Origin of the sequence: Amphritea sp. (assembly GCF_048266285.1) — a bacterium.
Taxonomy (GTDB): domain Bacteria; phylum Pseudomonadota; class Gammaproteobacteria; order Pseudomonadales; family Balneatricaceae; genus Amphritea.
In genome coordinates, this window is record NZ_JBLWZV010000003.1 from 281148 (window position 1) to 292052 (window position 10905).

At 48.1% G+C, this 10905-nt stretch carries 12 protein-coding genes; 4 read left to right on the forward strand and 8 right to left on the reverse strand.

The genetic code is table 11. The features are described 5' to 3' along the window. Positions 1 to 32 precede the first annotated feature (32 nt). The 5 genes from ccoG to ccoN all read right to left on the reverse strand — a co-directional run bounded on the left by ccoG (position 33) and on the right by ccoN (position 4781). Positions 33 to 1448 (reverse strand): cytochrome c oxidase accessory protein CcoG, encoded by a 1416-nt coding sequence (gene ccoG / locus ACN0T0_RS06625; RefSeq protein WP_417224411.1) that lies wholly within the window; start codon positions 1446 to 1448, stop codon positions 33 to 35. A gap of 171 nt (positions 1449 to 1619) precedes the next feature. After that, entirely contained in the window at positions 1620 to 2504 is an 885-nt protein-coding gene (ccoP, locus tag ACN0T0_RS06630; RefSeq protein WP_417224412.1) for a cytochrome-c oxidase, cbb3-type subunit III, read from the reverse strand. Further along, complete coding sequence (locus ACN0T0_RS06635) at positions 2501 to 2704, reverse strand: cbb3-type cytochrome oxidase subunit 3 (protein ID WP_417224413.1); 204 nt, start codon at positions 2702 to 2704, stop codon at positions 2501 to 2503. The genes ccoP and ACN0T0_RS06635 overlap by 4 nt, the downstream gene beginning before the upstream one ends. A gap of 5 nt (positions 2705 to 2709) precedes the next feature. Beyond that, positions 2710 to 3327 (reverse strand): cytochrome-c oxidase, cbb3-type subunit II, encoded by a 618-nt coding sequence (ccoO, locus tag ACN0T0_RS06640; protein ID WP_417224509.1) that lies wholly within the window; start codon positions 3325 to 3327, stop codon positions 2710 to 2712. A gap of 23 nt (positions 3328 to 3350) precedes the next feature. After that, positions 3351 to 4781 carry a cytochrome-c oxidase, cbb3-type subunit I gene (gene ccoN / locus ACN0T0_RS06645; RefSeq protein WP_417224414.1) on the reverse strand — a complete coding sequence of 477 codons (1431 nt, stop codon included), beginning with the start codon at positions 4779 to 4781 and terminating at the stop codon, positions 3351 to 3353. 375 nt (positions 4782 to 5156) lie between these two features. Here ccoN and ACN0T0_RS06650 point away from each other — a divergent pair, with 375 nt between their 5' ends. Together ACN0T0_RS06650 and rlmM are read left to right on the forward strand one after the other, a co-directional pair. Then, positions 5157 to 5783: an alpha/beta fold hydrolase gene (locus ACN0T0_RS06650; RefSeq protein WP_417224416.1), complete on the forward strand. Its 627-nt coding sequence runs from the start codon at positions 5157 to 5159 to the stop codon at positions 5781 to 5783. Beyond that, positions 5780 to 6844 (forward strand): 23S rRNA (cytidine(2498)-2'-O)-methyltransferase RlmM, encoded by a 1065-nt coding sequence (gene rlmM / locus ACN0T0_RS06655; RefSeq protein ID WP_417224417.1) that lies wholly within the window; start codon positions 5780 to 5782, stop codon positions 6842 to 6844. The genes ACN0T0_RS06650 and rlmM overlap by 4 nt, the downstream gene beginning before the upstream one ends. 74 nt (positions 6845 to 6918) lie before the next feature. On the opposite strand, the gene ACN0T0_RS06660 is transcribed toward rlmM, so the two are convergent. Further along, on the reverse strand, positions 6919 to 7200 hold the full coding sequence (locus ACN0T0_RS06660; RefSeq protein WP_417224419.1) for an antibiotic biosynthesis monooxygenase family protein: 282 nt from the start codon (positions 7198 to 7200) through the stop codon (positions 6919 to 6921). A gap of 154 nt (positions 7201 to 7354) precedes the next feature. On the opposite strand from ACN0T0_RS06660, the gene tusA reads away from it, so the two are divergent. Both tusA and ACN0T0_RS06670 read left to right on the forward strand, forming a co-directional pair. Further along, entirely contained in the window at positions 7355 to 7594 is a 240-nt protein-coding gene (gene tusA, locus ACN0T0_RS06665; RefSeq protein ID WP_417224421.1) for a sulfurtransferase TusA, read from the forward strand. Between the two features lie 81 nt (positions 7595 to 7675). Beyond that, complete coding sequence (locus ACN0T0_RS06670; protein ID WP_417224423.1) at positions 7676 to 8140, forward strand: ProQ/FINO family protein; 465 nt, start codon at positions 7676 to 7678, stop codon at positions 8138 to 8140. Positions 8141 to 8214: 74 nt separating this feature from the next. Here the strand turns inward: ACN0T0_RS06670 and ACN0T0_RS06675 are convergent, their stop codons facing one another. Both ACN0T0_RS06675 and ACN0T0_RS06680 read right to left on the reverse strand, forming a co-directional pair. Beyond that, positions 8215 to 10149 carry an EAL domain-containing protein gene (locus ACN0T0_RS06675; RefSeq protein ID WP_417224425.1) on the reverse strand — a complete coding sequence of 645 codons (1935 nt, stop codon included), beginning with the start codon at positions 10147 to 10149 and terminating at the stop codon, positions 8215 to 8217. Positions 10150 to 10179: 30 nt separating this feature from the next. Further along, a complete protein-coding gene (locus ACN0T0_RS06680; RefSeq protein WP_417224427.1) occupies positions 10180 to 10812 on the reverse strand; it encodes a transglutaminase-like cysteine peptidase in 633 nt (210 codons plus the stop codon). Positions 10813 to 10905: the final 93 nt, after the last annotated feature.

The following is a 10905-nucleotide window of genomic DNA, read 5'->3' on the forward strand; positions in this document are numbered from 1 at the left end:
AACTCAGTCAAATGGAGGAGGGTAGGTTTAGCTTAACGCTTAACCGGACCAATAAAGCGGTTTTCCTCTTCCACTAGAATGCTCGTGTCATCCAATGCCTGAACACGGAACATAATGTCGTAGTTCGGACGCTCAAGGAAGCGCGGATCGGCCTGTAGGCTGATAGGATGATCCAGTAGCTCACCGGAACGAATCAACACTTCACGCTCACCTGCCATGGTGATGCCTTCGACACCGGTCACGTCAATGGTGAAACGATGATCAACCTGCGACTTGTTCGCCAGTTTGAGCGTATAAACGTTCTCGATCATACCATTGGACGCTTGAACATAGAGTTGACCGCGGTCACGGATGATATCGACTTCGAGCGGTACCCGGCTGTAAAGGGTATAGCTAAAGGCGATAAACATTGCGCAGATGGCAATGAAGTAACCGATCAGGCGCGGACGGAGGATATGTGTTTCGCCACCTTCCAAGGCATGTTCGGTGGTGTAGCGCACCAGACCACGTTCATAGCCCATACGGTCCATGATGTCATCACAGGCGTCAACGCAGGCGCCACAGGCAACACACTCATATTGCAGGCCGTTACGGATATCGATACCGACAGGGCAGACGTGCACGCAGTTATCACAATCGATACAGTCGCCTAAACCTTCTGCTTTATAATCAGCATTTTTCTTACGTTTACCGCGATTTTCACCCCGTTTTTCATCGTAAGAGATAACCAGTGTATCGGCATCAAACATAACGCTCTGGAAGCGTGCGTAAGGACACATGTAAATGCACACCTGTTCACGCATCCAGCCCGCATTGGCGTAAGTGGCTACGGTTAGGAAACCGATCCACCAGGTTTCCCAAGGGCCGAGATCCCAAGAAAAAACAGACGGTAGTAGCTCCCGAATAGGGGTGAAATAACCGACAAAGGCGATGGCCGATGCGGCCGCAATCACAAGCCATAACGTATGCTTAGCGGCTTTACGGGCAAATTTTTCGCCGCTCCAGCCGTTTTTATCAAGGCGCATTCTCTGGTTGCGATCACCTTCGGTGACACGTTCAGCCCAGATGAAGAACCAGGTCCATACAAATTGTGGGCAGGCATAGCCGCACCAAAGTCGTCCTGCAAATACGGTAACAAAGAACAGTGTAAAAGCGAGAATAATCAGCAACCAGGAGAGCAACATGAAATCCTGGGGCCAGAATGTGAAAGCAAAGACATGAAATTGGCGGCTCGGTAGATCGAATAAGATAGCTTGGTGACCATCCCATTGAATCCAAGAGAAGCTGTAAAACATAACCAGCATGAGAATGCCGGAGATCGTTCTTAAGTTTTTAAAGAACCCTTTGTAGTACTTTACGTAGATATGCGCACGTTTGGCGTACAGGTCACCCTTTGCGTCACCTTTGGCGTGCTTTGGCGTTACATCCTTAACTGGTATTTGATTCATACCATTCCTCACCATCAAGTAGTCGAAATACCAACACTAATATCCTCCTCTATGTTGAGGTGGTGTATTAGTGAATTCGAATATTATACGCGGTTTAAGACTGCAGTTAAGCTGCAGCACAAAAAAAGGCGATATGATTTGCATCATATCGCCTTTTTATTGATCTAAGCCTTACTTGTTAGACAGGCTGTACACATAAGCAGCGATAAGTTGAATCTTATCATCGCTTAACAGTGCTTTGTGTGCTGGCATAACACCACCACGACCGGTACGAATTGTGTGGCTGATCTGCTCGAAAGAGTTGCCATACAACCAAGTGTTATCGGTCAGGTTTGGAGCACCCAGTGCTTGGGTACCTTTACCGTCAGCTCCGTGACAAGCTGTACATAAAGCCTGGAACTGTTGCTGGCCGCGAGCAGCCATATCAGCATCATGCTCAACACCGCTCAGTGACAGTACATAGCTAGTCACATCACGTACACCTTCTTCACCTAGGACAGGGCCCCAAGCAGGCATCGCGCCTTGACGACCTTCAGAGATAGTCTGTTTGATGGTGGCAGGTGCGCCGCCATACAACCAATCATTATCCGTCAGGTTAGGGAAGCCGTGTGCACCGGCACCTGTCGCGCCATGACAAACTGAACAGTTGTTGGCAAACATGCGCTGGCCGATTTTCAGACCGTCAGGCTGAGCCTGAAGGTCATCAATTGACATAGCGGCATATTTAGCAAAAACAGGTCGGTAAACCTCTTCAGCGTGTGCCATCTCTTCTTCATACTGACCCACAGATGACCAGCCGTAAAAACCTTTCACGTTAGCCATGCCGTACAGGGCAAGGTATGCAACAGCGAAGATAACGGTTCCAACAAACATCTGAAACCACCAGCTTGGCAGCGGATTGTCATACTCTTCGATACCATCAAAGGTGTGTCCCAGAGTTTCCTCTGTCGCTTCCTTATGAGGCTCGCTTCTACGCGTGGCAAGCAGCAACCAGGTACAACCCAGAATTACTACTAGGGTAATTGTCCATACCCATGCGTTCCAAAAAGGACTCATTTTTCATTTCTCCCGTTATTGGCTATATCGGCGCTTTTAGAGCTTTCGCTGGGAGAATCTTGCTCCTCGTCAGCGAATGGCAGTTGTGATGCTTCATCAAAACGTTTGCGGTTACCGGGTAATAACACCCAGATAAATAAACCGATAAACGTAATCAGCATCAATAGAGGCAGATATGGACCATAAACTTCGTAGCTCACTCGAGTTACCGCTTGTTGGTATATTGAGAGTGGAGTTTACCCAGTGCCTGCAGGTAGGCGATCACGGCATCAATTTCAGCCTTGCCTTCTACTTGCTCACGCGCTTTGCTAGCGTCTTCTTCGGTGTATGGAACACCCAGTTTTGCTAGGACACGCATTTTGGCAGCCGTATCTTCACCAGACAGTTTGTTTTCAAACAACCATGGGTAAGAGGGCATTTTGGATTCGGGTACTACATCACGTGGGTTATAGAGATGGGCACGATGCCAGTCATCACTGTAACGACCACCGACACGCGCCAAATCTGGACCGGTACGCTTAGAGCCCCACAGGAACGGATGTTCCCATACGCCTTCATTAGCGGTTGAGTAGTGACCATAACGCTCAGTCTCAGCACGGAAAGGACGAATCTGTTGAGAGTGACATACTGTACAGCCCTCACGGATAAAGATGTCCCGTCCTTCGAGTTCTAACGGTGTATATGTCCGCAGACCTTCGATCGGCTTAGTCGTTGCATTGGTGAAGAACAGAGGTACGATTTCAGCAAGACCACCGCCACTGATTACCAGGATAATCAGCAGGATCATCAGGCCAATGTTCTTTTCAATCGTTTCATGTTTGATCATTGTATGTACTCCTCTGATCCTTAAGCTGTTTGCGCAGACGCATCAGCAACGGGTGCTGTGCTGTCTTTACGAACAGTTTGCCATACGTTGTATGCCATCAGGATCATACCGGTCAGGAAGAAAGCCCCGCCCAGTGCGCGTACCAGATAGCCTGGGTGACTTGCTTCAAGTGCTTCTACGAAGCTGTAAGTCAGAGTGCCATCTTCGTTAACCGCACGCCACATCAAGCCCTGCAGAATACCGTTAACCCACATCGCACAGATGTACAGTACAGTACCGATAGTCGCCAGCCAGAAGTGTGTGTTAATCAACGCAACACTGGCCATCTGAGTTTTACCCCAGAGCTTAGGAATCATGTGATAAACAGAACCGATAGAGATCATCGCTACCCAACCCAGTGCACCCGCATGTACGTGACCGATAGTCCAGTCAGTATAGTGGGAGAGTGCGTTGACGGTTTTGATCGCCATCATAGGGCCTTCGAAGGTTGACATGCCGTAGAACGACAGAGAAACAACCAAGAAGCGCAGGATAGGGTCGGTACGCAGTTTGTGCCATGCACCTGACAGGGTCATCATACCGTTGATCATACCACCCCAAGATGGTGCCAACAGAATCAGAGACATAACCATACCCAGTGTCTGAGCGAAGTCAGGCAGTGAGGTGTAGTGCAAGTGGTGACCACCCGCCCACATATAGGTTGCGATCAGAGCCCAGAAGTGAACAACAGACAGACGGTAAGAGTAAATTGGACGTCCAGACTGCTTCGGAACGAAGTAGTACATCATGCCCAAGAAACCAGCCGTAAGGAAGAAGCCTACCGCATTGTGGCCGTACCACCACTGTACCATCGCATCAACCGCACCCGGATAAACCGAATAGGATTTGAACAGCGTTACAGGCATTGCTGCGCTGTTAACGATGTGCAGTACTGCAACGGTCAGGATGAAGCCCATGTAGAACCAGTTACCCACGTAGATGTGTGATGTTTTACGCATCTTCACCGTACCGAGGAACACGATAGCATAGGCAACCCATACGATTGTGATCAGTAGGTCGATCGGCCATTCAAGTTCTGCATACTCTTTAGAAGAGGTCAGACCCAGTGGCAGAGTAATGGCTGCGCTCACGATAACTAACTGCCAACCCCAGAAGGTGAAGGCCGCCAATTTATCAGAGATCAGGCGCGTTTGACTCGTACGTTGTACGACGTAGTAAGAGGTTGCGAACAATGCGCAGCCTCCGAATGCAAAGATAACGGCATTGGTATGCAACGGACGAAGACGTCCAAAGCTTAACCAAGCTGTATCAAAGTTTAGTGCAGGCCATACTAACTGGGATGCGATTAGCACACCCACGGCCATTCCGACGATTCCCCATACCACTGTCATGATGGCGAATTGACGCACCACCTTGTAATTGTAGGTTGGGTGTTCAGCTGCTGTGCTCATATCAGGCTCTCATCAACAAGCTATTAGAAAGGTTTAGAAATAGTAAATTTCCGCTGGCTATTATGTTGAAACAGCGGCCACATTTCAATGCGTCAACGGTATTAGTTGCGACATAGTGCCGCAGTGCAAAATAAGGAAATGCTAATTTTCGGACTCTAATAGGGAAAGGAATTTATCTTTTAAGTAGTTGATATTAAATATTAATTTTAATATTCGTTTTTTTATTGATAGTCCTGTTTGTGTGGTTTTACGCGGCTTTTGGCGTAAATTGATCTATATCAAGCCAGTATCAAAAGTTACTAGTTTGGCTTTACTTGATGTGGATCAAGTGGAATTTGAGGCATAATCGACGGATTTTTGGCCATGGAGGTAAGAATGCTGATAGACGGTTGTGCTGAAAAAGGGCGTGTATTACTCGCTCATGGAGCGGGTGCGCCCATGGATAGCCCATTTATGAATCATATGGCGGCAGCCATTGCCGCCGGCGGTGTTGAGGTGGTTAGGTTTGAATTCCCCTATATGCAGAAGCGACGACTGGATGGTAAAAAGCGTCCACCGGATCGTCAGCCAAAATTGCTGGAGTACTTTTCTGCCTTAATTGAACAGTATAGTGAGGCTGGTCAGCCGCTGTGGTTAGCGGGCAAATCGATGGGTGGGCGAATGGCCACGATGCTGGCGGCGCATCCAGCGGTAGCGGGCTGTTTTGTCTATGGCTATCCCTTTTACGCCCCAGGTAAGCAGGATGCACCGCGCATTGAACATTTACAACATGTGGTTAAACCGATCCATATTTTTCAAGGAACCCGCGATAGCATGGGCAAGCCGGCATTGGTTGATAGCTATCCTTTAGCCGATGCGGTGACGCTTCATTGGCTGGAAGATGGCGATCATGATCTGAAACCTCGAAAAATGTCGGGTATTACACAGGACGAACACCTAGCGGATGCAGTAGAATCCACACTCAAAACTATCAATGCTTATCAGCGAGGTACTGCCCTATGAATCACCTTTTGCTCTATTGTCGTCCCGGCTTTGAAAAAGAGTGCGCTGCCGAGGTGCGTGAATTGTGTGAGCAACAGGGGATCTATGGCTATTGTAAGCTGGAAGAGAATAGCGGTTATGCGTTGTTTGTCAGCCATCAGCCTGATGGTGCGAGCCTCGCTCTTGAACAACTGAACTTTCATGATCTGATTTTCTCCCGTCAATGGATCGCCTGCCTACCGTTGCTTGAGGGCGTTGATACCCAGGATAGGGTCGTGTCATTGATGCCCCATGTGCAAAAGCTACCGCCGTGTAGTGAACTCTGGGTTGAGCCTGCCGATACCACTGAAGGTCGCGAGATGCAGCGCTTCTGTAATAGCTTTGGTTCCGCCTTTAGTCAGGTATTACGTAAACAGGGTGTGTTACAGCGACAGGCGAGTGATCGATTGCATATCTTTGCGCTCTCGGGTAGCTGTTTTTATATTGGTTATGCGCCGGTCGCAAATTCAGCCCCTTGGCCGATGGGCATCATGCGCTTGAAGTTTCCGCAACAAGCACCAAGCCGTTCAACGCTTAAGTTGGAAGAGGCTTGGCACTGGTTTATCCCAGAGAAGCAGTGGCATCAATATATTAGCAGCGGCAAGCGGGCGGCGGATTTAGGTGCGGCTCCCGGCGGCTGGACCTGGCAGTTGGTTAAGCAAAATATGTTTGTTACCGCTATCGATAACGGGCCTATGGCGGAATCCCTAATGGATACTGGCCAGGTGACACACCTCACGGAAGATGCCTTTGCCTATCAGCCGCAGAAAACGTTCGATTGGATGGTGTGTGATATTGTTGATAAGCCGACTCGTGTTATCAAATTGATGACTCAGTGGTTGCAAGAAGGCTGGTGTCGTGAAACGGTGTTTAACCTTAAACTACCGATGAAGCAGCGTTATCCGGAAGTGAAGAGCTGTCTCGACTATCTACAGACCACGCTGAATGATGCGGGCATCGATTTTAGTATGGCTGCTAAGCATCTTTATCATGACCGTGAAGAGATTACCGTGCATGTTAGGTTGCTCAACTATCACGGGTAACCGAATGAACGGTTACTCATCGCGTTAGGTTAACCTCTGGATAGCGAGACTTAATAAAACTCTCTTGTCGGGACTCAATGCTCGAGTACGGTGATTTTTTCATCGGTCTCGAGCATTGGCATGATCGCTTCCATCATTTGCTTGCGCGCATCAGATGCATACCAATGCTGCCAATCGAGAACGGTGCGAAAGCTTGCCATGACGACCCGATGATTGGGATTAGCGCTATTTTTTAATGATTCACCGGAGATAAATCCATGTGCTTGCATGGCCATTTGCAGTGTGTTGCGGGCCGCTTTTTCGTAATGTTCTTCTAGGTCGGCGGCAATATGGCGTTCTATTAGTACTCTGATCATGCTGGCTCTCCTGTAGCGGAACAAAATTATTCTTATTTATTTCAATATAATAGCACTGTTATTGCCGCTAAAAGAGGATCTAATCAAAAGATGGGTTTTTCTATACCGCCGAATTTGCGACAATATGGCTCCTGATGTATTCGAGGTGGAGTTGATGGTTGAAGTTAAAGCGGATCAGGTAATGGATGCAACCGGCCTGTTCTGTCCGGAACCGGTAATGCTATTGCACAATAAAGTGCGCGAAATGGCGATTGGTGAAGTGTTGCAATTAACGGCAACGGATCCATCAACACAGCGTGACGTACCAAAATTTTGTACCTTTCTGGGGCACGAGTTGATCGACCAGAAAGCAGAAGATGATCAATATTTTTATCTGATCCGCAAAGGGGAGTAGCCCTGTTTTAGGATCAGGCACTGATTTTTATAACTGGCCGAGTTAATTGGCCTATAGATAAATGGTTGAGAGAAACTTACTGTGACAGCAACAGATACTACGGCAACAGAGACTACGGATAAAACTAAAAGCCGTACTCGTTCAAAAAACCGAGCAGCTAATCAAGCGGCTTTGCAACTGTTGTGCGATGCCTACCCTGAGGTTTTCAATCGGGAAAGTATGCGGCCATTGAAAATCGGGATTCAGGAAGATCTGATTGCTGATGAGAAGTTAGCAAAGAATAAAATTAAGCGGGCTTTGGCCTCCTACGTTCGCTCACCTTATTACTTTCGCAGTCTGAAAGAGGGCGCTGATCGTATCGGGCTTGATGGTCAACCTGCCGGTGCAGTGACTGAGTCTGAGGCAGAGCACGCCAAACAGCAGTTGAAAGAGATCAATAAGCTGCGTCAGCAAAAACGCCAAGAAGAGCAAGCTAAGCAGAAAGTTAAGGAGAAGGAAGACCGCCTTAACAATAAACTTGAGATGCTGTTAACCAAGCGCGGTTAATCGCAGGCTTAAATCGCAGCACAAAAAAACCGCCAGAAGGCGGTTTTTTTATAGGTGGCTGTCGGATGGCTGTTTTATAAGCGTTCTGGGATGCCGTGTACCCAGCCTTGAGAACCATCCACTTCGAGTTGTTGCAGGGCGCTGAGCTGCGTTTCCCGTTCAGCGTGTTCCACATAAACCTTGATATCGAGGCTGTGGGCAACGGTGACTAAGCTCCTGACAAAGAAGCGGTCTTCATCATTGCTGTCGAGTTCTCTAATCAATGAACCATCGATTTTAATATAGTCGGGCTGAACCGTATAAAGGTAGCTAAAGCCGGCCGGGTTGATACCGAAGTTATCGACCCCAAACAGCGCCCCAGTTTGGCGCAATTGATCGCGGAATAGGGTTACCTGATCAATATTATTCAATACCGAAGTTTCATTGACCTCAACCGATAGGTTGTGCGGGTTAGCGAGTTTCGTGGTTTTATAAATCAGCCAGCCACAAAAGGCGGTATCTTTGATCGAGTCATTGCTTAGGTTGACCGCAAATTGATTGTCTGCGCTTTGTTTCAGTCGCGCTAAAATGGATCTTAATACTGATTTATCCAGCGCGGTCATCAGGCTAAGCTGCTTCACAACACTAATAAATTCACCTGCGATACAGGGCTTATTGTCCTGATTAAGGATGCGGGCATAGACCTCGCGGTGAACGATCTCCTGGGATGCTGATAGCTGTTTAACGGGCTGCGATTGTAAAAAGATATCGCCGCTGATGATTTTCTGACTGACGTGTTCATGCCAGCTACTCTGCAATTCAGGGTTGCCAATGCCTTTACAGCAGATGGTTGTATTATCACTTTTGGCTTGTTCGGCCGCCAGTTTCGCGTTAACTAATAATTGTTCTGAACTACCCTGTTCGTTATAGGCGGTGGCGCCAATAAAGATGACCTTTTCTTGCTGGGTGTGGCTGAGTTGCTGATAACTGTCCTGCAGAATCTCGGCTAGCTTATTGAGCTCGCGGGACAGTTGGTCTGGATCAGTTATATGGGTCAGCAGGACGAACTCAGAACCACCGATACGGCCGAGGATCGGTGCTTCTGTCAGTAAACTGATCTCTTTCAATTGCGAGGCGCAGGCGCGGATAAAGTTATTGGCTTTCTCTACCCCTAACTCGGTGTTTAGCTTTTGTAGGTCGGCTATATGCAGGTGTATAAGGCTACCGGGGCCATAATCGTTGCGATAGTCGATACGCTCGTTAAGCTGAGTCATGGTGGCGCGGTGGTTGGTTAGGCCGGTCAAATCGTCTTGATAAGCGGTACGGCGGATCTCTTCGATGTACTTGGCCTGCTCATTAAACATTGTGCGCACACGCCGCACCATCATGTTCATCGCCAGCACCACCTGTTTTAGCTCACGGGTACGAGGGATATGGGCTTGTTCAATATATTTTTGTTGTGATAGGGCTGTTGCTTGATCTTCAACACCTTTCAATGGATTGAGAATATAGCGCATCAGCAGGCTGATAAAAAACAGGCAGAGTAGCGAGAGGATAACAAACCAGATAAAGGTCTGCTCCGTTCCGCGCCAGAGTTGCTCATAGGCATAACCGGCTCGGCTTTGAACAAAAATAGTGCCGGCTTTTTGCCATTGATGGGTGATTTCACGGGTCATTTCTGGCGGTGTGATTTCAATAAGATCAATAAACCAGTCGGGAACGCTGTCACTTATCTGGGCATCGGTGGTTTTGATAAACAGCGGCACATCGTCGGCATCGACCACGCGAATCTGCTGATAAAAGCCACTATCAAAGATAGCATTGACGGTGGTTTCAATGGCGGCTTTATCATGATCGGCAATATAGGGGGCCAGATAGAGTCCTAAATGGGTGGCGGTGTCCTGACCATGGGACTCCAATTGATGTATCAGCATCGTCTTGGAGCTGTCTGACATCAGATAGACTGAGCCTGCCGCTAATCCGATCAGTACGGCGAGCACTGCTGCCATTAACTGATTTACGATTGACATGTTTGATTCCTCATCTGTGCTGTTATCAGGCTAAAAACCCTGATTCTCCATTCGTGATTGTAATTGTACCCAAGGCTTTAACTGATCAGAGGTACCGACTAGTGTACTGCGACGGCCTTTTTTTGATAACCATAGATTATCACCGTTGAAGCTATAGACGTGCTGTAGATCAGGTCGACGGTTGGCCGGTTTTATTTCCGGGATCAGATTGTCGAGAATGAGCGGGGTTGATTTGGGAGTGCTGTAATAGGTTAGCACCATGTGTGCCTGATTCAGCTTAAGGGCTTTTACATAGGCGATGCTGAGTTTTTCAATCGGTACGCCGACCTGTCTCAGGGTGTAGTACTTGGCGATCGAGAAGTCTTCACAGTCACCGCCGCTGGTGATTAAAAATTCCACTGGGCTGGCCCAGTAATCCGACTTATGCCAGTGTGTTAGATCATCAACAAAGGTTAACTGATTGAAAAAGCGGTTTACCCGATGGAGCTTCTCATCATCATCAAAGTCTTTAATTTCTGTCATTAGGTTTTGCCAGCTACGTAAACGTCGTTTAGCCATCTCTCCGTATTTTTGACCCAGTTTATCAATCTGGGCGTCGGACATGATAACGCTGAAGCCGGGGGCCGCGGTGATGGTATAGGCGAGTGATAACAGGAATAGCATTAACAAGAAGCCCAGGCGCGTTATAAACGTGCCTGTTAACGATTTTCGTGGGCTATGTTGAGCTGCTCTGGACACGGCGAACCATTGATAATT

Coding starts and splice junctions, on each gene's coding strand:
- ACN0T0_RS06660 (WP_417224419.1), bottom strand. CDS start 7,200: ATGATCAGAGTACTAATAGAACGCCATATTGCCGCCGACCTAGAAGAA.
- ccoP (WP_417224412.1), bottom strand. CDS start 2,504: ATGAGTCCTTTTTGGAACGCATGGGTATGGACAATTACCCTAGTAGTA.
- ACN0T0_RS06675 (WP_417224425.1), bottom strand. CDS start 10,149: ATGTCAATCGTAAATCAGTTAATGGCAGCAGTGCTCGCCGTACTGATC.
- ccoN (WP_417224414.1), bottom strand. CDS start 4,781: ATGAGCACAGCAGCTGAACACCCAACCTACAATTACAAGGTGGTGCGT.
- tusA (WP_417224421.1), top strand. CDS start 7,355: ATGGTTGAAGTTAAAGCGGATCAGGTAATGGATGCAACCGGCCTGTTC.
- ccoG (WP_417224411.1), bottom strand. CDS start 1,448: ATGAATCAAATACCAGTTAAGGATGTAACGCCAAAGCACGCCAAAGGT.
- rlmM (WP_417224417.1), top strand. CDS start 5,780: ATGAATCACCTTTTGCTCTATTGTCGTCCCGGCTTTGAAAAAGAGTGC.
- ACN0T0_RS06680 (WP_417224427.1), bottom strand. CDS start 10,812: ATGCTATTCCTGTTATCACTCGCCTATACCATCACCGCGGCCCCCGGC.
- ACN0T0_RS06650 (WP_417224416.1), top strand. CDS start 5,157: ATGCTGATAGACGGTTGTGCTGAAAAAGGGCGTGTATTACTCGCTCAT.